Source organism: Hymenobacter sp. FMD4 (assembly GCF_058932745.1).
The window spans coordinates 211,452-233,835 of record NZ_JBZYWH010000005.1; the positions used below are offsets into that span (position 1 = coordinate 211,452).

The 22,384-nt window shown below is 55.8% G+C and carries 18 protein-coding genes; 9 read left to right on the forward strand and 9 right to left on the reverse strand.

All coding sequences use genetic code 11. The features are described from left to right. Positions 1-53 precede the first annotated feature (53 nt). On the reverse strand, positions 54-296 hold the full coding sequence (locus AC5FXY_RS07705; protein ID WP_493556107.1) for a cytochrome b5 domain-containing protein: 243 nt from the start codon (positions 294-296) through the stop codon (positions 54-56). Between the two features lie 93 nt (positions 297-389). Next, the gene (locus tag AC5FXY_RS07710) at positions 390-1,532 is read right to left on the reverse strand and encodes a formimidoylglutamase (protein WP_493556074.1); all 1,143 of its coding nucleotides are present in this window, start codon (positions 1,530-1,532) and stop codon (positions 390-392) included. 155 nt (positions 1,533-1,687) lie between these two features. On the opposite strand from AC5FXY_RS07710, the gene AC5FXY_RS07715 reads away from it, so the two are divergent. The 5 genes from AC5FXY_RS07715 to AC5FXY_RS07735 all read left to right on the forward strand — a co-directional run bounded on the left by AC5FXY_RS07715 (position 1,688) and on the right by AC5FXY_RS07735 (position 10,890). Next, complete coding sequence (locus AC5FXY_RS07715; RefSeq protein ID WP_493556075.1) at positions 1,688-3,469, forward strand: AMP-dependent synthetase/ligase; 1,782 nt, start codon at positions 1,688-1,690, stop codon at positions 3,467-3,469. A 1,018-nt stretch (positions 3,470-4,487) separates the two neighbouring features. After that, positions 4,488-4,964 carry a MarR family winged helix-turn-helix transcriptional regulator gene (locus tag AC5FXY_RS07720; RefSeq protein WP_493556076.1) on the forward strand — a complete coding sequence of 159 codons (477 nt, stop codon included), beginning with the start codon at positions 4,488-4,490 and terminating at the stop codon, positions 4,962-4,964. Positions 4,965-5,026: 62 nt separating this feature from the next. Then, positions 5,027-7,435 (forward strand): 3-hydroxyacyl-CoA dehydrogenase/enoyl-CoA hydratase family protein, encoded by a 2,409-nt coding sequence (locus AC5FXY_RS07725; RefSeq protein ID WP_493556077.1) that lies wholly within the window; start codon positions 5,027-5,029, stop codon positions 7,433-7,435. 121 nt (positions 7,436-7,556) lie between these two features. Next, entirely contained in the window at positions 7,557-8,735 is a 1,179-nt protein-coding gene (locus tag AC5FXY_RS07730; RefSeq protein ID WP_493556078.1) for an acetyl-CoA C-acyltransferase, read from the forward strand. Positions 8,736-9,102: 367 nt separating this feature from the next. Further along, on the forward strand, positions 9,103-10,890 hold the full coding sequence (locus AC5FXY_RS07735) for an acyl-CoA dehydrogenase FadE (protein WP_493556079.1): 1,788 nt from the start codon (positions 9,103-9,105) through the stop codon (positions 10,888-10,890). Positions 10,891-11,022: 132 nt separating this feature from the next. Here AC5FXY_RS07735 and AC5FXY_RS07740 read toward each other — a convergent pair whose 3' ends face one another. Continuing rightward, positions 11,023-11,346 (reverse strand): hypothetical protein, encoded by a 324-nt coding sequence (locus AC5FXY_RS07740; protein WP_493556080.1) that lies wholly within the window; start codon positions 11,344-11,346, stop codon positions 11,023-11,025. Continuing rightward, on the reverse strand, positions 11,347-12,744 hold the full coding sequence (locus tag AC5FXY_RS07745) for a hypothetical protein (protein WP_493556081.1): 1,398 nt from the start codon (positions 12,742-12,744) through the stop codon (positions 11,347-11,349). A 452-nt stretch (positions 12,745-13,196) separates the two neighbouring features. Between AC5FXY_RS07745 and AC5FXY_RS07750 the strand changes: the two genes are divergently transcribed. Further along, the gene (locus AC5FXY_RS07750; RefSeq protein WP_493556082.1) at positions 13,197-13,415 is read left to right on the forward strand and encodes a hypothetical protein; all 219 of its coding nucleotides are present in this window, start codon (positions 13,197-13,199) and stop codon (positions 13,413-13,415) included. A 163-nt stretch (positions 13,416-13,578) separates the two neighbouring features. Here the strand turns inward: AC5FXY_RS07750 and recG are convergent, their stop codons facing one another. From recG to mutY, 4 genes are all read right to left on the reverse strand, one after another. Next, positions 13,579-15,675: an ATP-dependent DNA helicase RecG gene (gene recG / locus AC5FXY_RS07755; RefSeq protein WP_493556083.1), complete on the reverse strand. Its 2,097-nt coding sequence runs from the start codon at positions 15,673-15,675 to the stop codon at positions 13,579-13,581. Between the two features lie 93 nt (positions 15,676-15,768). Further along, on the reverse strand, positions 15,769-16,350 hold the full coding sequence (gene gldD / locus AC5FXY_RS07760; protein ID WP_493556084.1) for a gliding motility lipoprotein GldD: 582 nt from the start codon (positions 16,348-16,350) through the stop codon (positions 15,769-15,771). A 144-nt stretch (positions 16,351-16,494) separates the two neighbouring features. Beyond that, positions 16,495-16,929 carry a single-stranded DNA-binding protein gene (locus AC5FXY_RS07765; RefSeq protein WP_493556085.1) on the reverse strand — a complete coding sequence of 145 codons (435 nt, stop codon included), beginning with the start codon at positions 16,927-16,929 and terminating at the stop codon, positions 16,495-16,497. Between the two features lie 90 nt (positions 16,930-17,019). Next, a complete protein-coding gene (gene mutY, locus AC5FXY_RS07770; protein WP_493556086.1) occupies positions 17,020-18,063 on the reverse strand; it encodes an A/G-specific adenine glycosylase in 1,044 nt (347 codons plus the stop codon). A 197-nt stretch (positions 18,064-18,260) separates the two neighbouring features. Here mutY and AC5FXY_RS07775 point away from each other — a divergent pair, with 197 nt between their 5' ends. The 3 genes from AC5FXY_RS07775 to AC5FXY_RS07785 all read left to right on the forward strand — a co-directional run bounded on the left by AC5FXY_RS07775 (position 18,261) and on the right by AC5FXY_RS07785 (position 21,566). Beyond that, complete coding sequence (locus AC5FXY_RS07775) at positions 18,261-18,602, forward strand: HU family DNA-binding protein (protein WP_262696974.1); 342 nt, start codon at positions 18,261-18,263, stop codon at positions 18,600-18,602. 96 nt (positions 18,603-18,698) lie between these two features. After that, positions 18,699-19,613 (forward strand): tetratricopeptide repeat protein, encoded by a 915-nt coding sequence (locus tag AC5FXY_RS07780; RefSeq protein WP_493556087.1) that lies wholly within the window; start codon positions 18,699-18,701, stop codon positions 19,611-19,613. Positions 19,614-19,958: 345 nt separating this feature from the next. Further along, entirely contained in the window at positions 19,959-21,566 is a 1,608-nt protein-coding gene (locus AC5FXY_RS07785) for an Rne/Rng family ribonuclease (protein ID WP_493556088.1), read from the forward strand. A gap of 90 nt (positions 21,567-21,656) precedes the next feature. On the opposite strand, the gene AC5FXY_RS07790 is transcribed toward AC5FXY_RS07785, so the two are convergent. Beyond that, positions 21,657-22,346, reverse strand: a complete 690-nt coding sequence (locus AC5FXY_RS07790) for a porin family protein (RefSeq protein ID WP_493556089.1) — start codon at positions 22,344-22,346, stop codon at positions 21,657-21,659. Positions 22,347-22,384 lie beyond the last annotated feature (38 nt).

Consider the following 22,384-nt stretch of genomic DNA (forward strand, 5'->3'; position numbering starts at 1 on the left):
AAGAGGGAGCTGACGATAAGTACTATAAAGACGAAATAACGGGCGGCCGCTCGTCATTTGCCATTGGCTTTGAGCCGCCCGACGACATAAAACTTATCGAGCACATTTACGGTGTGAGGGGCATCCGCGTCTAGTTCCTTGGTGAGGTCCTGGCCGGCCCAGTGCTCGTAGTGGTGCCCCCGGCTCCAGAGGCGCGAGCGGGTCACGTCGTAAATCAGGCCTTGGTAAGCAAACCAGATTTCGTCGCGGTCCTGCCCGTTGCGCAGTGCCAGCTGGTGTAGCGAGTACTCGGGCAGCTCGCTGATAGCCTGGTTATTGATGGCAGTTGGAATATGCGGGGGCGGGGTGTCGGCAGTAGACATCAAGCAAACAATCAATCAGCACCCAAACTACCCCAGCAACGCCTGCGTCAGAATCCACCGGTTCGGCAGGTCGCCTTGGGCGGCACGCAAGTAGTCCTGGTAGCTGCACGGCACAATGCGGCGCACGGCGCTGTCAGCCAAACTTTCGACTTCCATCCACCACTTTTCGGTGCGCTTGGCTTTGTAAAACACCAGCTTGGCGGGGTTGCCGGGCAAGCCAACGGCGTAGCGAATAAAGCGCCGGCTTTGAAAATCTGTTTCGTAGCGGCGGTGGTAGTAGCCTTCCACGAAGTACCACAGCATGGTAGCCACGGTGGAAGCGCCTAGGCCCAGTAAATCGTGGTCGGGGCGGTAGCCATAAAGGCCAATGCTGGTGAGCTGGTCGTTGTGGCCGGCGTACCAACACAGTTGGGCAGCCTCTTCAGCTGTGAGTCCGAAGGGACTAGCAGGTAAGTAACCCGGAAACTCCGGCCAGCGCAGGCTGGTCAGGTCGAAGCTGACAAAGTCGGCTTGGCGAATCAGCGGCTCGGCCTGGCGCACATCGGCGCGGATTTCACCTAAGCGCAGTGTCTCGAAGTGCAGCTTTTCCAGCGCGGCCAGCACGCTTGTGGGCACCAGATACTGCTGATGACCCAGTTGCCCGAAGTTGAACAGGAAGTTCGGTTCGTGCATCAGAATGCGGCGCAGGTGGCTTTCCTCGGCAGGCACGCCGGCGTCCTCGGCCATGTCTACGCGGGCATCGATGCAGGTGAGGCTCACGGCGCGGTCCAGTGTTTCGTAGGCCAGAAACTGGCCGTAGTCGAGGTCGTGGGAGCCACCCAGCAGGATGGGCACCGTGTTGTGCTCCAGCAGCGCCGCCACGATTTCGCGCAGACGCAGGTAGGTATCTTCCAGCGTGAGGCCGTTGCGCAGGTTGCCAAGGTCCACCAAGCGGCAAGGGCCGGTGCCGCGCTGCAAGTGGTAAAAACGTTGGCGCACGGCATCGGGCGAGCAGCTGGCAGGCTGCCCGGCGGCGCTGCCGCGCCATTCATTTAAGCCGATCAGGGCTAGGTCAGCAGAGCGCCAATCGGGGAAAGAATCCACGAATCGGGCCGCATGCGCACCTAGCGTGGTACTGCCCCAAGCAGTAGCATCGTCGGCGAGCGGGTCAAAAAACAGGGCCAGGTTCATAGCGAAAAGGCAGCCGCGCCAGCGCGCACAAGGCCGCTGGTGTCAAAGCTACTGAAAAACCCTGCCCAACGCATGGCAAATCCCGGCCCAGAATAGGGATTAATCGGAAAAATCCATTTATTTCAGGAGCTTTTCCCTCCCGACCTTCACTTACTATGGACGTTCGCCGCACCTTTGACATTCTGCCCTACCAGCGCGACAAGTTTGCGCAAACTGATTGCTTGGCCTCCAAGATCGACGGTAAGTGGCAGCCTGTAAGCACTCAACAGCTCTACGACAAGGCTCAGCAAGTGAGCTTGGGCCTGCGTAAGCTCGGCATCGGCCGTGATGATAAAGTTGCCATTATCTCCATGAACCGTCCCGAGTGGCTCATGACGGATTTCGGCATTTCGCAGCTGGGCGCCGTCACGGTGCCCATGTACCCCACCATCACGGTGGAAGATTATGCCTACATTTTTGCTGATGCCGATGTAAAGGCCGTGCTGGTGTCAGATCAGGACCTTTATAATAAAGTGAAGCAAGCTACGGCGGGCCTGAATATCACCGCGGACTGCATCTTTACCTACGAAAAAGTGCCCGGCGCCCGGCACTTCGATGAGCTGCTGGCCATGGGTCAAGGCGGCGATACCGCCGAGCTAGAGCGCATGAAGGCCGCCGTGCAGCCGGAGGATTTGCTCACGCTGATTTACACCTCGGGGACTACCGGCAAGCCGAAAGGGGTGATGCTCACCCACGACAATATCCTCAGCAACTGTCGTAACTCCCAGCCCTTCGTGCCGGTGACCAAGGACGACAAAGCGCTGAGCTTCCTGCCGCTCTGCCACATCTTCGAGCGGATGGTAACTTACCTCTACATGATCAATGGCGTGAGTATCTATTACGCCGAGAGCATGGAGCTGATTGCCGACAACCTACGCGAAGTGAAGCCCAACATCTTCACCACTGTGCCGCGCCTGCTGGAGAAAGTGTACGACAAGATTGTAGCCAAGGGGCATGACCTGACAGGCGTAAAGAAAAACCTATTCTTCTGGGCCTTGAACCTAGGTCTGGAGTTCGACACGCAGCAAAACAAAGGCTTCTTCTACAACTCCCAGCTGAACCTAGCCCGCAAGCTGATCTTTTCCAAGTGGCAGGAGGCGCTGGGCGGCAACATCCGCGTTATCGTATCGGGTGGCGGAGCCCTGCAACCGCGCTTGGCCCGTGTGTTTTGGGCCGCCGGCATTCGCGTGATGGAAGGCTACGGCCTCACCGAAACGTCGCCCGTTATTGCTGTAGGGGGCTTTGAGCCTGAAAACAACCTGATTGGCACGGTAGGCCCAATCATCGACCGCACCGAAGTGAAAATTGCGCCGGACGGGGAGATATTGACGAAGTCAGCGTCGGTGATGAAGGGGTATTACAACCGCCCGGATCTGACGGCGGAGGTGATTGACGCGGAGGGCTGGTTTCACACGGGCGACATCGGCGAGTTCGTGAACGGGCGCTTCCTCAAAATCACGGACCGCAAAAAGGAGATGTTCAAGACCTCCGGCGGCAAGTACGTCGCCCCGCAGGTCATCGAAAACAAGCTCAAGGAATCCCCCCTCATCGAGCAGGCCATGGTCGTCGGCGACGGGCAAAAGTTTCCGGCCGTGCTGCTAGTGCCCAACTTTGATGAGCTGAAAGGCTGGTGCAAGCGCAACAATGTGCCCTGCGAAGGCTCCAACAATGAGCTCATTCGCAACAAGCAAGTTTGCGACATGTACCACGAACTCGTGGCCAAATACAACCAAGGCTTTGCGCAGTGGGAACAGGTGAAAAAAGAAGTGCTCTTGCCCGCGCTGTGGACCGTAGAAAGCGGCGAGCTAACGCCCACCATGAAGGTGAAGCGTAAGATCATCAGCAACAATTACAAGGACATTATCGACAGCCTGTACCAGGTAGAAGCAGTTCGGTAAGCTGCGCCTTTCAACAAAGAAAGCGGAGGCATTAGCTACCCGCTTTCTTTGTTGAAAGACCTATCAAAACTAAGGTTGATTCTGTTTATTGGGTTAAATGATTACTCTTAAAAGCCTTTACATGAAAGCCTTATGCGGAGTACCGGTGTTTGCGGGAGTAGTCCTATTATTATTAGGTAATTGTGGGCGCAGTAAACCAGGAGAGGAACCCACACCCGTTGTTCCTGCTACGGCTGGAGACTTGGTTGGAACGGTTGCTTTCTATGAGGAAGACGGCAGCTTAGGCGCCAGACAAGGAATTACGGCTACGCTAGAAGGACCCGACCGTACTAGAACGTCTACGTCCAATGCCGCTGGTCGGTACGAGTTCATTAACCTCCCATCTGGTACTTACAATCTTACGCTGGGATATCCCAACGTAACTACTATTAGTTCCTTTAGACGTTTCAACATAGTCCATGCCGGTAATGGTCAATCCACGGTGCTAGGACCTGATTCAATCGTACATATTGCGAGAGCAATAGTGTATAATCTAACGCTAGGTGCTCCTAACAACTCTGGTGTTCCGTTTACGCTTACAATTGGGAGTAGTAGTCCGGTAAGTACCGTGTTAAACTTCTACCGAATAGCTTTTTTGGCAAGCACCTCCCCTGGAGTAACTCCTGACAATAGCACCTTGGTCTACTCCGTCACGCGGAATCAGCCTGGCCAACTTTCTGATGTGCTGCCTAAGTCGGCGCTCAATAATGCTGGATTTGCTTCTGGGCAGCGCATCTATTTGGTAGCGTACGGGCTTTCAGCTGTCAATCCCTTCTATATAATTCCTGGGACGGGACGCAGGGTATACGGTGGCTTCGGAAGGATTCCCTCTGCGGAGCTAGCGACCATTGTTCCTTGATTTCAATAGGCACCTGAGAAAAGCTTGGTTACCGAAGAAGTCACGGGCCAACTTTTTTCTTGGTAAACTAGTATGCAAGCATAACAAATTTGTGTACGTTTACCGGACATCGTTTTGTAGATGAAACCCGAGGAAACCGTCGACTATAACATCAAGGTAGCGTGGCACGCCATATCGCGCATGTACAATGTGCAGGCGGCGAAGCACGACATTACCACCAGCATTGGCTTCGTGCTTCTGAACATCGATCAGGAAAACGGTACGCCGGCCACCAAGATTGCGCCGCTGCTGGGTCTGGAAACCCGCTCCCTTACGCGCATTCTGCGGTCAATGGAGGAGAAGGGGTTGATTTACAAGCAAGCCGACCAACTCGATAAGCGCTCCGTGCGCATCTTCTTGACCGAAGAAGGGCTTCGCAAAAAAGAAGTGTCGCGCCAAACAGTGCGGCAGTTCAACCTTAAAATTCGGGAGAAAGTACCGGCCGATCAGCTCGAAGTATTCTTCCGCGTGGTAAGCCAGATTACGGGCGCCATCGAGGGCAAAAGCATTTTTGAAGGCTTCAAGGTAAAGCCGCTCAAAACTGATAAGAAAGTATAACGCGGCGCTAGCAAAGCGGTCCGTGCTCTAACCATTCACTCATTCACGCATTCCCTGAAAGAATGAATCGTACCATCAAGAAAGTAGCTGTACTGGGCTCCGGTGTGATGGGCTCGCGCATTGCGGCTCACTTTGCCAACATCGGCGTGCAAGTACTGCTGCTGGACATCGCCCCAAAGGAGCTCACGCCCGACGAGGAGAAGAAAGGCCTGAAGCTCGACAGCCCGGCCGTGCGTAACCGCATTGTGAACAGCTCGCTGGAAGCAGCCATCAAGGCCAACCCGTCGCCGCTTTACCGCAAAGCCGACGCAAGCCGCATCAAAACCGGCAACTTCGACGACAACCTCAAGGAAATTGCTACCTGCGACTGGACCATTGAGGTAGTAGTAGAGCGGCTTGACATCAAGAAGAGCCTGTTTGAGCGCGTGGAGCAGTACCGCAAGCCCGGCACGCTCATCACCTCGAATACCTCTGGCATTCCGATTCACATGATGACGGAGGGCCGCTCAGAGGATTTCAAGAAGCACTTCTGCGGTACGCACTTCTTCAACCCGCCGCGCTACCTAAAGCTACTGGAAATCATTCCAACACCGGATACGGACCAGGCGGTGGTGGATTTTCTGATGCACTACGGCGACCTGTACCTGGGCAAAACCACCGTGCTGGCCAAAGACACGCCGGCATTCATTGCCAACCGTGTGGGCGTATTTGCCATTATGGACGTGCTGCAGGTAATGCAGCAGCTAGGCCTGACGGTGGAAGAAGTGGACAAGCTCACGGGCCCGGTTATCGGCCACGCTAAGTCGGCCACCTTCCGCACCTCCGATGTGGTGGGCCTGGATACGCTCATGAACGTAGCCAATGGCCTGGCGCAAAACCTGCCCAACGACGAAGCCAAAGACGCGTTCCAGCTGCCGGACTTTCTCCGGAAAATGGGCGAGAATAAGTGGCTCGGCGACAAAACCGGTCAGGGCTTCTATAAAAAGGTAAAAGGCGAAGGCGGCAAATCTGAAATTCAAGCCCTCGATCTGAATACGCTGGAGTACAAGCCCAGCGCCAAGGTGAAGTTTGCCACGCTGGAGACGACGAAGGCCATCGACAAGCTGGCCGACCGTTTCAAGGTGCTGGCCGCTGGTAAAGACAAAGCCGGCGAGTTCTACCGGCAGATGTTTGCCGGGTTGTTCGCCTACGTGTCGAACCGCATTCCGGAAATTACCGACGCGCTTTATAAAATCGACGACGCGCTGCGTGCCGGCTTTGGCTGGGAAATGGGCCCGTTTGAAACCTGGGACGCGCTGGGCGTGCAAGCCGGAGTGGACCTGATACGCGCCAACGGCAAGCAGCTCGCTCCGTGGGTAGAAGAGATGCTAGCCGCCGGCAATACTACCTTCTATAAGGTGAGCGAGCAGGGTGTGAAGCAGTATTACGATGCCGACTCGAAAGGCTACAAGGCTATTCCGGGCGTCGAGAACTTCATCATCCTCGACAACCTGCGCGCCAGCGGCAAAGTGTTGTGGAAAAACTCCAGTGCGTCCATCATCGACCTTGGCGACGGTATCCTGAATGTGGAGTTCCACTCCAAGATGAACACCCTCGGCACGGACGTAATCCAAGGCCTGATGAAGGGCGTGGACATGGCCGAGCAGGGCTACCGCGGCCTCGTAGTAGGCAACGACGCGCCCAACTTCTCGGCCGGTGCCAATCTGGGCCTCGTGTACATGTTCGCCCTGGAGCAGGACTACGACGAGATTAACATGATGATTGCCCAGTTCCAGCAGGCCATGATGCGGATGCGCTACAGCAGCATTCCGGTAGTGGGTGTGCCGCACGGCCTCACGCTGGGCGGTGGCTGCGAGCTGAACCTGCACTGCGACAAGGTGGTGGCGGCGGCCGAAACCTACATGGGCTTGGTGGAATTTGGTGTAGGCCTGATTCCGGGCGGCGGCGGTACCAAGGAAATGGTGCTTCGTACGGCCGCCAAGTACGAAGAAGGTGAGCCGGAACTGAACCTGCTGCGCAACACGTTCATGACCATTGCCACGGCTAAGGTGTCCACGTCAGCCCACGAAGCCTTTGACCTGGGCTTTATGCGCCGCGGCGACCAAGTGGTGGTCAACAGCAACCGCGCCATCATGACGGCCAAACAAGAGGCGATTGATCTGGCCGAAGCGGGCTACACCATGCCCACGCAGAAGACCAACATCAAGGTGCACGGCAAAAACGCGCTGGGTATGTTCCTGACCGGCGTGTACGCCATGCGGGAAGGTGGCTACATCACGGCCCACGACCAGAAGATTGCCGAGAAGCTGGCCTATGTAATGTGCGGTGGCGACTTGAGCGCCCACACCGAAGTCAGCGAGCAGTACCTGCTGGATCTGGAGCGCGAAGTCTTCCTGAGCCTCACCGGCGAACGTAAGACCTTGGAGCGTATTCAGAGTATTCTGACTACCGGTAAGCCGCTGCGCAACTAACCACTTGTCGTGTTGAGCAAAGGGGACATCTGGATTCAAAACGTTGTTCTGCTAACTGAATCTGATTTCTCGCTTCGGCTCGAAATGGCATTCGATTCAACTCCCTAAGAAGAAACTCCTCATGGAAGCATATATCGTAGCTGGTTACCGCACGGCCGTGGGCAAGGCGCCCCGCGGTGGTTTCCGCTTCACCCGTCCCGATGACTTGGCTGCGTCGGTGATTAAGCATCTCATGGCCTCGGTACCCGAGCTGGACCCCGCCCGCATCGACGACGTGCTGGTGGGCAACGCGGTACCCGAAGCCGAACAAGGCCTGCAGATGGGCCGCTTGATTTCGCTGCTGGCGCTGCCCATCAACGTGCCCGGCCTCATCGTAAACCGTTATTGCGGCTCCGGCGTGGAAACCATTGCCATGGCCGTAGGCAAGATCAAGGCTGGCATGGCCGACTGCATCATTGCGGGTGGTACCGAAAGCATGAGCCTTGTGCCTACCGTGGGCTGGAAGACCGTGCCTAATTACAACCTTGCCCAAAAGCACCCCGATTACTACCTCGGCATGGGCCTCACGGCCGAAGCCGTAGCGCAGGATTACAAAATCTCGCGGCAGGATCAGGACGAGTTCAGCTACAACTCGCACCAAAAAGCCATCCGGGCTATCCAGGAAGGCCGTTTCAAAAGCCAGATCGTGCCGATAACGGTGGAGGAAACCTACCTCGATCAGGCCACCGGCAAAAAGAAGACGCGCTCCTATGTAGTGGATACAGATGAAGGCCCCCGTGCTGACACCTCGGTGGAAGCATTGAGCAAGCTGCGTCCGGTATTCTCTGCCACTGGTTCCGTAACGGCCGGCAACTCTTCTCAAACCTCCGACGGTGCAGCTTTCGTCATTGTGATGTCGGAGCGCTTGGTGAAGGAGTTGAACATTGAGCCGGTAGCGCGCATGGTTAATTACGCCGCCGAAGGCGTAGATCCGCGCATCATGGGCATGGGTCCGATTAAGGCGGTGCCAAAAGCGCTGAAGCAAGCTGGTATGAAGCTCGATGACCTCGACCTCATCGAACTGAACGAGGCCTTCGCTTCGCAATCCATTGCGGTGGTGCGCGAGCTAGGCATTGACCCGGAGAAGCTTAATGTGAATGGCGGAGCTATTGCTCTGGGGCATCCGCTGGGCTGCTCAGGTGCTAAGCTCAGCATCCAGCTATTCGACGAGTTACGCCGCACTGGTAAGAAGTACGGCATGGTCACGGCCTGTGTAGGCGGTGGCCAAGGCGTAGCCGGTATCTACGAACTGCTGAAGTAGCTGCAGTAAAGCCCTAGACCGTCATGTCGAGTGCAGCCTAGACATCTCGCTAGGTACTAATCTTCTCGTTACACGATGAAATTAGTATTCAGCGCCAGCACGCGAGATGTCTCGGTGAACTCGACATGACGACCTAAATAAGTCCGCTGCAAAAACCTACTGACTTTCAGAACTGAAGCACATATATTGGCGTTCTGATATAGATAACCAACAGAAACCCCGCTCTTTCGGGGTTTCTTTTTCAGGAAATAGTCGGCACGCCTAACATTTTTTACTACCTTTCGGTACAACAGTCAGGCGGCCCTTGCTGGCCCTAAATAGTCGGCAAGCCTAACAGTTTCGACATCTCAACAATCCCACCACGGCCATGGAAGTAACCAACAAGCTTGTAAAAGGCGGCGAGTTCATCATCAAACCAACCGACGCCCAGGATGTATTTACGCCCGCCGATTTTTCGGAGGAGCAAAACATGATGCACCAGACTGCTCTGGACTTCGTGGAGAAAGAAGTGCACCCCCTGCTGGAGCGCCTCGACAACCACGAGGAGGGCCTGATGCGCGGCCTAATGGAAAAGGCCGGCGAGCTGGGCCTGTTCGGCGTGAGCATTCCGGAGCAGTACGGCGGGCTTGACATGGACTTCCCCACCTCGCTTCGCGTGACTGAGGGAGTTGGTGGTGGTCATTCGTTTCCGGTAGCCTTTGCGGCCCACACCGGCATTGCTATGCTGCCCATTCTGTACTTCGGCAATGAGGAACAGAAAGCTAAATACCTGCCCGGCCTCACCAATGGTGAGCTGATGGGCGCTTACTGCCTGACCGAGCCTGGCTCCGGTTCCGACGCCCTCGGCGCCAAGACCAAGGCCGTGCTGACCGAAGATGGCCAGCACTACGTGCTCAATGGTCAGAAAATGTGGATTACCAACGGCGGTTTCGCCGATGTGTTCGTGGTGTTTGCCAAGATTGACGGCGAGCAATTCACGGGCTTCATCGTGGAAAAAGATACGCCCGGCCTGAGCCTTGGCAACGAGGAGCACAAGATGGGCATCAAGGGTTCTTCAACTCGCCAGGTGTTCCTGTCCGACTGCAAAGTGCCGAAGGAAAACATCCTAGGCGAAATCGGCAAAGGCCACCTCATTGCCTTCAATATCCTGAACATCGGCCGTATCAAGCTAGCTGCGGCTTGCTTGGGCGCGGCTAAAATGGCCGCTTCGCTGAGCGTGAAGTACTCCAACGAGCGGGTACAGTTTAAGCTGCCCATTTCGAAATTCGGTGCCATCAAGTACAAGCTGGCCGAGCAGGCCGTGCGTATTTACGCCGTGGAATCGGCCATCTACCGCGCCGGCATGGACATCTTCCGCATGGAGCAGGAACTGCTGAGCAAGGGTATGAGCCACAGCGAAGCCCTGCTGGGTGCCGCCCGTGAATTTGCGGTGGAGTGCGCCATTCTGAAGGTAGAAGGCTCGGAGGTGCTCGATTACGTGGTGGATGAAGGCGTGCAGGTGTATGGTGGCTACGGCTTCTCGGCCGATTACCCCATGGACCGTGCGTACCGCGACTCGCGCATCAACCGCATCTTCGAGGGCACAAATGAAATCAACCGCATGCTGGCCGTCGACATGATCCTGAAGAAGGGTCTGAAAGGCGAGTTGGACCTGATGGGTCCGGCCCAAGCCGTGCAGCAGGAGCTGATGGCTATTCCGGACTTCGGCGGCGACGATGACAACAGCCTGTTTGCGGCTGAGCTGCGCACCATTGCCAAGCTCAAGAAGGCCATCCTGATGGTAGCCGGCACGGCCGTCCAGAAGTACATGAACTCGCTCGCCAAGGAGCAGGAAGTGCTGATGAACATCGCCGACATGGCCATCAAGGTGTACACCGCCGAAAGCACCATTCTGCGCGTGCAGAAGGAAGCCGGCGTGAAAGGCGAAGAAGCCCTAAGCACTCAGATCGACATTGCCCGCGTGTACCTCAACGACACGGTGGATATGGTAAACAAGTTCGGGAAAGAAGCTATTGCTTCCATGACCGAAGGCGACGAGCAGCGTCTGCTGGCCCTGGGCCTGAAGCGCTTCACCAAAGCCGACCTCTTCAATGCCAAAGACGCCCGTCGCCGCATCGCCGACGTGCTGATTCAGGCCAACGAATACGCGTACTAAGTACGTGCACCGCGTAACCGGCCGCGGGGAAACGGCCGGTTATATTTCCCGATGGGGGAAAACCGAAAAACCGCCGCTCCATTTAGGGGCGGCGGTTTTTTCGTGGGGCGACTGCAGTGGTGAAGCCGCTGCCTAATCAGCAATGGCTAGCAAACCGGAGCCGGCCGAGGATGCGTTGAGCAGCAGCGTCAGCAAGCGCTGCTCGGCTGTATCAACGGCGTCGGTCGCAGTGGGCTTTAGCTGCGGAAAGCGGTGCAACAGGAGCTGCAGCTTCATGTTCACGATTCCGCTGCTCCAGCGAAAGTCTTGGTCAAAGTCCAAGCGGCTTTCAATAATGCGCTGCTGCTGGAGCTGTTCAAAGTCTTCTGCCGACAACTCCCCGGCTTTGGCCAATTCAGGCAGCCGGACCGGGCTGGGCTTTGGGGCGGAGTCGGATAGTAGGTAAAAGCTCAGCATCTACTTCAGCACAAGCTTGTTTAGCTGCAGAGCCGCCGATTTCTTGTTCGGACGCGTCACCACTATCATGGTCTTATCGTCGAGCCAGGTGGTGAAGTCTTTCACGTAAGCTATCTGCTGGTCGTTGGCTACGTTCAGGCCCAGAGCCTTAGGTGCTGAAACTACGCCAGTCAGGCCAGTGAGCCGGCGTCCGAAAAGGTCAGTTTTGTTTTGGAGCTTCTCCAGTGTCACCACCTGCACCTCGTTGCCCAAGGCAGCTGCCCGGTAGCCGATGCCGGTGAAGCCTTCGGCAATGGGGGCTTGCTGATTTTTGGCAATAATGCTGTGCCAGGTGGGCGACTGAAATTCGTTGTAGCCGAATACGTGCAGCTCGCGCGCCCGTACTGGCGCCTCAGGTCCTTCCTCGGCCTTTTTCTCGGCTATCACCACCACGTTCTGGTCCTCGGTGCGCAGTACATCCGAGATGTACACGTCGTCGAGACGCTTGGCCGAGCCGCCAGTGGCTTTGTTGACCTCGGCCAAGTATTCGGGCGTAAACTTGAACTCCGGCGCAAACTTCATGTCCTTATTGGCGAAGTCGAACTTGACCAGCTTCAGGCTGTGGTAGTCACCGGAGTTGAAGTCGGCGCAAATGGTGGCTGCGTACAGCGTCTGGCCATCGAGCAGGCGCCACTGCGTGTCGCGTACAGTTACCTTCTTACCGCCAAACGTTCCGCCCACTGGCACCGACATCACCTTGACGTCGGGCTCGGCATCGGCGTAGCGGCGCACAGTTAGCTTCTGGTTGTTGTCACCGATAAGGGCTACGTACTGCGTGCCGTCGTTGGCAATGTGTACGGTAGGGGAGAAAAACGCCGTAAGCTCGCGGAAGTCGTAGGTGCGGTCCTTCACCTTGGCTATCTGCCGATCATAGTGCACGGCGTTCAGCGCTTTGATCTGTTCGTCGCGCGTCACGTAGCGAAAGGCTACCAGCTGTGTGCCATCGGGTGAGATGCTGATGCCTGGGCGCCGCTCCCGCGGTCCACCTTCGGCTACTTTCTTAGCAGGCAGCTTCTGGCCCGATTTCAAATCGATGGGCTGAATCAGCAGGTGCTGACCGGCTTCGTCTTTGTGGTGCATCACCACCAGCGCCTGCTGATCATTGCGCGCAAAAGCTTCCAGGCTCTCGCCAGCACCTACCGGTAAGGCCGTCGTCCACAGCTTTTTCAGCTCGGCATCATAGCGCTCCACGGCGTATTCTGTGGCTGAGCGGTGGCTCAGGATGATAAAGTCTTTGCTACCGGGCACGGGTAAGGTTTTCACGTGCACCCGCTGGTTGTAAGGGTCCTCAGGGTGTTCCGGCACGTAAGCAAACGGTACCGAGCGTACCCGTTGTGCCGCTACCGGGGTGCTATACATAGCAAGCCCTAGAGCCAAAACGGTGATGGGTAGTTGAAGAAAAGAAATTACCACAGTATCAGCTTATTAGCGGCTTGCGCCGCGAAAATTCAAAAAAAGTTCCCTGCCAAAGGTATCATTCTAAGGCCCAGGAGCGTAAACGTCCCGCTGCTGCCGAGCAGCCGCAAATTGTTCATTCTTTCTTAACCTCCGTTCTGTCACCTACTTGACACGCACCCGTTTACTTTGCTGAAGTAACTGGTGTTTTGCTTCATTTCAACTCCTCGCTTTGAAGTCTTGGATGTAAGCAATATTTTTGTGCACAGATTTAGTTTGCCTTAGCTGCGCCATGCTGATTTCTGTGCCTGAAGCTTACGCCACTAAGCTCTACAGCACGCCGGACCAGACGGGTTTGGCCGAAATCATGGCCCGATGTGAATCGGTAACCATTTCCTCCACCGAATAGATTACTCATGAAATCCTTAATACAATTTGCTTTACTGCTTACCCTGATCATCTTGGGCAAACTCGTCAAGCAACAATCTACTTCTTCCATTGCTTCGGTGCAGACGATTCGTCCGCAAGTAGATTCTTTGCAAGCCTTTTTTGCCCGCCAAGTAGTATACTCTTCTCCGGCTGGCCAACGGGCCGCTTCCGAAGAGACAGACCGAACGGTACTGTCGCTTAATTAGCCACCGGCAAACGGCTTCAAGGCCGTTTTTTTGTGCCCATTCGGTAAGCTAAACCAGTTTCTTTACTATCCCGATTCACTCAAGGCTTGAGTGGCAAAAAGCCATTAAGCAGCCTTTCGAACAACTAAACTGCTTGCTATAAAGTCCCAGCTACTCACTTGGTTTAGCTAATGCGGCTCCAATTCACGGCCGTAGCCGGCAGCGACTCGATGTGCCGACGGATGTTCTCATTATCCGGCTTGGCTAGATTCGGGTCATCGTTCAGCAATTCCTGAGCAGCCGCTCTTGACTCCGTCAGGATGCGGCTGTCTTTTGATAAGTCCGCAATCAGCAAATCCAATACCCCGCTCTGTTGCGTGCCCATCAGGTCGCCGGGGCCTCGCAGCTTCAGGTCGATATCGGCTATTTCGAAGCCATTGTTGGTGCGTACCATTGTCTCGAGGCGGGTACGCGTGTCTTTGCTCAGCTTGTAGCCCGACATCAGGATGCAGTAGCTCTGATCGGCCCCGCGGCCTACGCGGCCGCGCAACTGGTGCAGCTGCGACAGCCCAAAACGCTCTGCCGATTCAATTACCATGACCGAGGCATTGGGCACGTTCACTCCCACTTCGATTACAGTAGTAGCCACCATGATCTGTGTCTGACGCTGTACGAAGCGCTGCATTTCAGCGTCTTTCTCTGCCGCCGACATCCGCCCATGCACGATGCTCACCTGGCATTCGGTAAAGTATCGTGTTACGCTTTCGAAGCCATCCATCAGGTCCTTGTAGTCGGCCATGGCTTCACTTTCCTCGATGAGCGGATACACTACGTAACACTGCCGACCCTTCCGAATTTCCTGCCGCATAAACTCGAACACCTTTAGGCGATTCGAGTCAAAGCGGTGTACGGTGACGATGGGCTTGCGGCCTGCTGGCAGCTCGTCGATGACGGATACGTCCAGGTCGCCGTAGAGCGTCATGGCCAGAGTACGCGGAATGGGCGTAGCCGTCATCACCAGCACATGCGGAATCACGTGCGGATTTTTCTGCCATAGCTTGGAACGTTGCGCTACGCCAAAGCGATGCTGCTCGTCCATGACGGTCAGGCCAAGGTTGCGGAACTGCACTACGTCCTCCAGCAGGGCGTGGGTGCCCACCAGCATGTGCATTTCGCCCGAGCGCAGCTGCTCGTGCAGCACGCGGCGCTCGGCGGTGCGAGTGCTACCCGTCAGTTTCCCGATTTTGATGCCGAGCATATCGGCGAACTTCTTCAAGCCCTCGTAGTGCTGGTCGGCCAGAATCTCAGTGGGAGCCATCAGGCAGGATTGCGCGCCGTTGTCGGCCGCGATGAGCATGCTGATGAAGGCCACAATGGTCTTGCCCGAGCCCACGTCGCCCTGTAGCAGGCGGTTCATCTGCTTGCCGGCGGTAAAGTCCTTATAGATGTCGTGGATGACGCGCTTCTGCGCCATCGTCAGGTCGAAGGGCAGCACATTCTTGTAGAAGTGCGTGAGCGTGGGCACCTTGTCGAAGATCTGCCCGGCCAGCTCGATTTTGCGCTGCGTTTTCTGACGCAGCAGCTTGAGCTGCACGTAAAAGAGCTCTTCGAACTTTAACCGGAAGCGCGCCGCCTGCAGCAGGTCGTTGCTTTGCGGAAAATGAATCTGCTGCATGGCCTCGGCCTTAGGCATCAGCCCATAGCGCTGTACCAGCTCCGGCGACAAAGTTTCGTGAAAGTGCGGCGCCGCCAGCTTCAGCACCTGCGCCATTAACTTGGCTATGCCTTTGCTGTCGAGGTTGAAAGAGCGCAGCTTGTCCGTGCTGGAGTATACCGGCTGCAGGAATGACACACCCGGCTTTTGTTCCGATACTTCTTCCAGCTCCGGATGCGCCATCTGAGGCTTACCGTTGAATAGGGTAGGCTTGCCAAAGATGATGTACTCTTGGTGGTTCTTAAGCCACTTCTCAAACCACTTAACCCCTTTGAACCACACCAGCTCCAACTGCCCGCTCTCGTCCTGCGCGTGGGCTACGAGGCGCTGTTTGCGGCCTTCGCCCAGCAACTCTTTGGTGCGCACAGTTGCCTTAACCTGCACCATCGAGAGGTCGTCGTGCAGATCCACCACGTTGTAAAACTGGGTGCGGTCGAGGTAGCGGAAAGGATAAAACTGCACCAGTTCCCCGTAAGTGAACAGGTTCAGCTCCTTAGCCAGCACATCGGCTCGCCGCGTGTCCATGCCGCGGAGCAGCGCAATCTTGGTGTTGAAGAAATTACTCAAGGTTGAACTGTAAAATGGTTAAGTTGCTGAATTGTTGAGAGTTCGTATCAGAACAATCAGCCATTTAACACTTTAGCCATTTGACCATTTAGCCTATTGATAGCGGAGCGTGTTGACGAGGTGCACAATATCTTGCTTCACGTAGTCAATTACCGGTGCCAACGAGTCGTTGGCCACGGCCGTGCGGAAATACAGCGCCCCGCGGAAAAAGTGCTTCGTGGAGTCGGTGGTGTAGAACTGAAATTGGCTTGGTACCTCGCCACTTAGTTCAAAGACTGTCACCAGCCGCCCATCCGGCGTCTTCAGCGTATTTTCTTCAATAGCCGACGCCTTGATCTGGTGCTTGCCCGTGAGCTTGCGGGCATCTTCCAGCATCTTGTTGAAAAGCTTGGGGTTGCCCTTGATATCGGTGTACGTAATCTGCACGTTGGCCCGCAACGTGGGATAGTTTACGTTGATCCAGTGCGGCTGCGCCAAGTACGAAGAGTCGCGCAGAATGCGGGCGTGCTTCGAGTATTCAAATCGGTACGGACGGCCCGGCGCCAATTGCTGGTACGCGTGCGGCGGCAAATCGATGCGGTTGTAGCCTTTGGGTTTGGGCGTGTAATCCGGCGTAGAGGTGCAGCTCGAAAGCAGCAAACCGAAAGTCAACAACGCGCAGCAGTAGCGAAGCACAGGCAGGCAGGAAAAGGGTGATGAATCAAAATTACGCGAAGTGGCGCGAACCGCAGAAATTCGTGGTTGAGCAAATGATACCACAAGCAAAAGCCGCCCTAGTCAGCACGTGACCAAGGCGGCTTATGCCACTCAACAGCGAGTTTAAAAGGGCAGTTCGTTCATTTCTGGCTCTTGGCGGAAAGTCTTTTGCTCGGGTGCGGTAGCTCCGGCACCCTGAGGCGCACCTTGCTGCTCTTGCTGGCCCCGACCGCTGCCGAGCATCGTGATTTCATCCGCCACGATTTCGGTGACGTACCGCGTCTGCTGGTCTTTATCTTGGTATTGACGCGTGCGAATCTTGCCTTCCACATAGAGGGATTGGCCTTTCTTCACATACTTCTCTACCATCTCAGCCAAGCCACGCCACGCCACGATGTTGTGCCATTCGGTGCGCTCCACGCGGTTGCCTTGTTTGTCTTTGTAGAACTCATTGGTGGCTAGGCGAAACTGAGCCACAGTGCTGCCGCTTTCAAGGTGACGCACTTCCGGGTCGTTGCCCAAATTTCCGATGAGGATGACTTTGTTTACGCTCGACATAATCTGTGTCTCGGTTAAATGTAGTTGTTGAACTAGGTTTATTGTCTTACAATATCTAAAATAATAAGCATGATACCAAATATTTTAGCATTAAAGTATTCCTTTCTGAGTCAGATAATTTGTGATAATAACAGGCTTAGGCAACTCATCCATTTGTGCTGCTTTATAAGCTTGCAACCCATTCTGCTGTGCACTGCTATCGGTTAGCGGTGCCTCAAGCCATAGCTCATGAAACTGAGCTTCTACTTTCTGATGGCTAAGCGCATGCCGCAAAGCCGAGGCTGGCTCGCTTACACGATCAGTCGCTACCGTGGCTCCTAGCTGCTCTACCTCGCGTAGCAAGGCCTGCGCTGGCAGGGTTGCTTCCGGTGTTTCCAGGAGGTGAAAGTCATACAGGCTGTGCCAGATATCCTTCTCCGTGCGCTTACGCAAGTACACTAGCTCGCCGTGGCGGAGCACGAAGTAGTGGAAGTAGCGTGTGCGAGCCGCTTTGGCCTTTGATTTCACGGGAAGCTGCTGCACCATGCCATGCTGGAAGGCAAAGCAATGTTCACGCACCGGGCAAAACAGGCAGTCCGGATTGACTGGGGTGCACTGGATGGCCCCAAACTCCATAATAGACTGGTTGTAGTCGCCTGGCTCTTCTGCCGATATCAACTGATCAGCTAGCTGCTGAAACTCCTTTCGGGCTGAGGGCTGAGCAATATCAGTGGTGATGCCGAATACGCGGGACAGTACCCGGTACACGTTGCCATCTAACACGGCTACCCGCTCACCGAAGGCAAATGAGGCAATAGCCGCTGCCGTATAGGGCCCAATGCCGCGTAGTTTGACCAGTTCGGCGTAACGCGCCGGAAATTTTCCATCGTGCTCGTCCACTATTTGCTGCGCAGTAAGGCGCATATTCCGGGCTCGGGAGTAGTAGCCGAGACCTTGCCAGAGTCGCAAAACTTCTTGTTCGGGCGCAGCGGCCAGAGCTTGCACAGTGGGATAAGTTGCCAGAAAACGCTCATAATAGGGCAAACCTTGCTGCACCCGTGTTTGCTGCAATATTATCTCCGACAGCCAGATAGCGTATGGGTCTTGGGTACGCCGCCACGGCAGGTCGCGGCGGTGACGTGGATACCAGTCCAATAACGCCCCAGCAAAAAAGGGGTGAGCGGGTTGTGGCAAAATGTTGCTCAACTTGTTGATTGTTAATATATTGCTTCGCTAATGTGCCAAACACGGTATTTGGCAATTGCATTTGTAAAACCAAAAAACGGGACTACCTTTGTGGCCCGAAATGCCTACCGGGCAAGGGCTTACGGGATTTAAACAGCTTTTTGCCTATTCTTTTTTTCACTTTTCAGGTTCCTAATACAGTGACCAAAGCAGAAGTAATTGCCGAGATTGCCGAGAAAACCGGCATTGAGAAAACCGACGTGTCTGCAACCGTTGAGGCTTTCTTCAAAGTGGTGAAGGACTCGATGGCCAACGGCAACAATATCTATGTGCGCGGCTTCGGTAGCTTCGTTAACAAGAAGCGGGCCCGTAAAGTAGCCCGGAACATTTCGAAAAATACTTCGATCATCATCGACGAGCACTTCATCCCGAGCTTCAAGCCGTCGAAAACCTTCATCAGCAAAATCAAAAACAGCAAGAAGGTAAAAGAGCAGCCGGTTCAGGCCTAAGCCGTGAAACCGCTGGCTTCTTCGTAAACTTGCCGGCCGCCGCCGAGCTGTTGTCGCCCCCGGCAGCAGCACGGCGGCAGCCTTTTTCTTCTGCGTATGGCTGCCCGCCAATCTTCTTTTGCCCCCAAACTGCTCATTCTCATCCTCGCTGCCGCCGTGGTAGTCGGGCTGTTTTTGCTGCCGAAAGGCGTGGTAAAGCCCAAAGAAGGCAAAGGGGAAGCTGCCCGGGACGCTGCCGCCACTGCCACCCGTGATGGCGGCGGCAGCACGGCCACTATGGGTTCCAAGACCGAGGCTTCCTCGGGACCGGTACCAGCTAGTACTGGCGTAGTGGCCGACCAGCCCCACACCATGGCATCGGGTGAGCAGCGAAAGGAACTCAATAGCCTGGTAGCCCGCTACCGCACGGCCCAAGGACCCGCCAAGCTCAGCCTGGCATCCGACCTGGCGAAGCAGTACCAGAAGGTACAACGCTTCGATAGCGCCGGGTACTACTACGAGCAGGTAGCCTTAGCCAAGCCCGGCGAGCAGGCGTGGAAACGCGCCGCCGATCAGTACTTCGAAGCCTACAGCTTCGCCGCTACTGAGCAGCGCGCCAAACTGCTGAGCACCAAGACGCGCGAGCTATACGAGAAGGTGCTGAAGCAGAACCCCCAGAACCTCGACGCCAAAACCAACCTGGGCATGGCCATGATGGCCAGCGACAACCCCGTACAAGGCATCATGATGCTGCGCGAGGTGCTGGCCGCCGACCCCAAGAACGAGAAAGCGCTGTACAACCTTGGCATCCTGTCGCTGCAAAGCAACCAGGCTGACAAGGCGGTAGACCGGTTTCGGGAGCTGACGAAAGTAAACCCGGACAACGTGAACGGTCAGTTTTATCTGGGCGTTGCGTTGGCACAAGATGGGAAAAAAGAGGAAGCTCGTGAAGCTTTCCTGAAAGCCAAGAGTCTTAGCGCCGACCCCGGCTTGCTAACCTCGGTAAACGAAGAGCTCAAGAAATTGCAGTAGCAATACTGAACCCAACCATTCAACCCTTAATCACTTAACTCATGCCCTGCGGTAAAAAGAGAAAGCGCCACAAGATTGCCACCCACAAGCGGAAGAAGCGTCTGCGCAAGAACCGTCACAAGAAGAAGTAAGCCCGCGGGGGTTTGCTGGGCGCCCGCGTGGCTGTAAGGCTTTGCCGCGCCCTATGTTTCACCCCGCCGACTCCCGGGCGTGGCTTTGTGGTTACGTTCTCCCCGTGGAACCAGATAAGGGGGAAGCTGGCGCCTGTGCGCTGGCTTCCCTTCTTGGCTTCTGCGAGGCGCAACTGCTCAAGCAGCCCGGACAGCCGGCTAACCCCGAACTCCATTGAGTAACGAATTAATCATTAATTCTACTCAGGAAGGCGAGCGGATTGCCCTGCTTCAGGACAAGCGGCTGATCGAGTATCACTTCGACCGCAACGACACCAACTACGCGGTAGGCGATATTTTCCTGGGCACCGTCAAAAAGGTGATGCCCGGCCTGAACGCCGCGTTTATTGATATCGGGTACCAGAAAGACGCCTTTCTGCATTACGGCGACCTGGGCGAGCAATTTCAAACCCTGGCCAAGTGGACGCGCCTCGTGCATACCGGCAAAGCGCCGGTAGCGCACCTGAAGGGTTTCCCGCGCGACGCTGCGCTTGAGAAGGTCGGCAAGATGGCCGATGTGGTCAAGAAAGGCCAGCAGTTGCTGGTGCAGATCGTAAAGGAGCCGATTTCGACGAAAGGGCCGCGCCTGTCGTCCGACTTATCCATGGCCGGGCGCTACCTTGTGCTCATGCCGTTCTCCGATACCATCTCGGTATCGAAGAAAATCGTGAGCCGCAACGAGCGGGAGCGTCTGAAGCGCCTTATTGCTTCTATTAAGCCCGATGGTTTTGGTGTGATTATTCGCACCGTAGCCGAAGGTCGCGATGTGGCCGAGCTCGACCGTGACATGCAGAACATGGTGGCCATGTGGGAACAGCTGTACCAGAACCTGCGCTCGGCCAAGCCGAACGATAAGGTGCTGGGCGAGCTGGGCCGCACGTCGTCCATGCTCCGCGACATGCTCAACGAGTCGTTCGACGCGATTCACGTCGATTCGCAGCCCATGTACGAGGAGCTGCGCAGCTACCTGCAGCAGATTGCCCCCGATAAGGTGGACCTGCTGAAGCTGTACTCCGGCAAGACAAAGATTTTTGAGCAATTCGACATCGAAAAGCAGCTCAAAACCCTCTTCGGCAAGACGGTGACAGTACCAGGCGGCGGTTACCTCGTTATCGAGCACACCGAAGCCCTGCACGTCATCGACGTAAACTCCGGCAACAAGAGCAACCAGCAAAGCGACCAAGAGGCCACCGCCCTGATGGTAAACCTCGCGGCCGCCAAGGAGGTAGCCCGCCAGTTGCGCCTGCGCGACATGGGCGGTATTGTGGTCGTAGACTTCATCGACATGCGTTCTGGCGACAGCCGCAAGAAAGTGGAGGACACGGTGCAGCAGATCATGGCGCGTGACCGGGCCAAGTTCACCATCCTGCCGATTACCAAGTTTGGACTGCTGCAAATCACGCGGCAGCGCGTGCGCCCCGAGCAGAACATTATTACTACGGAGGTGTGCCCCACCTGCGGCGGAACCGGCAAGATTACGGCCTCGATCCTCGTCACCGACGAAATCGATATCAGCATCGATGAGCTGCTGGTAAACCAGAACCACGCCGGCCTAACGCTGCACGTGCATCCCTTCCTGCACGCTTACTACACCAAAGGCTTGGTAAGCAAGCAGATGAAGTGGTATCTGAGGTATTACAAGTGGGTGAAGGTGGTGAAGGATACCTCGCTGGGCCTCACCGATTACCGCATTCACGACGAGCGGGGGGAAGAAATCGAGCTGCACAGCCGAGCGGCCGAAATCAACAGCCTGCAGGACCGCGACGACGAAACGGACGATTAACCGCCGTTTCACTTCCTAAGAAACCACGATGCCCCCACCGTTCAGTTTGTAGAACGGTGGGGGCGTCGTGTTATTGGGTGCAGGAGTGAGCTAGAACTTGATGCCCAAGTCCAAGGCTACTTCGGTATTCTTCAACGTCACGTCCTTGAGCTTGCGAGTGTTGTCAAAGTACCGGTCGATGTTGAACAGGCCGCGGTGGTAGGAAAGCCCACCAAATACCTTGGTGCTTTGGCCCACTTGGTACTCGACGCCAAAGCCGCCTAGCAGCGCCGCATCAGGAATGATGAAATGCTTTAGGGCTTTGGTTTCGGCGCCGGTCGCGGGGTCAGTGTAAAACTTGTCTCCGTCGATGCGGGCCGAAACCAAGGCATTGGCAGTGCCGCCTACCTGGAAGTACAGCTTCATGTCGGGGGCAATTTCGTTGGTGAACAGCTTCAACGAAATCGGAATTTCGAGGTACTGCAGGCCAATCTTCTGGGTGCGGGCTACCGGGCTTGGGCTGGATGGTGAGTTTTGATCCAGGTAGCGAATATCGCCGCCCTTGAACGTGAGATTCAGGCCAGTGCTGAAAGCGTAGTTCTGACCAAAGAAATAATCCACCACCACGCCTCCGCCTACACCGATGCGGCTACCGTCTTTCTTGAACCCAAACTCGGAAGGAGAGTTTACACGAAAGCCGGTAATGGAAGGAGATAGTTTAAGGCCGATTTCTACCTGAGCCGAAGCGGTGGTAGCCGCGCCGCCCATCAGTAGGGCCAGCGCCAACAACGTTTTTTTCATAGGAAGATGACACGCTTAAAGGCCGCAGCGCGTTGCTA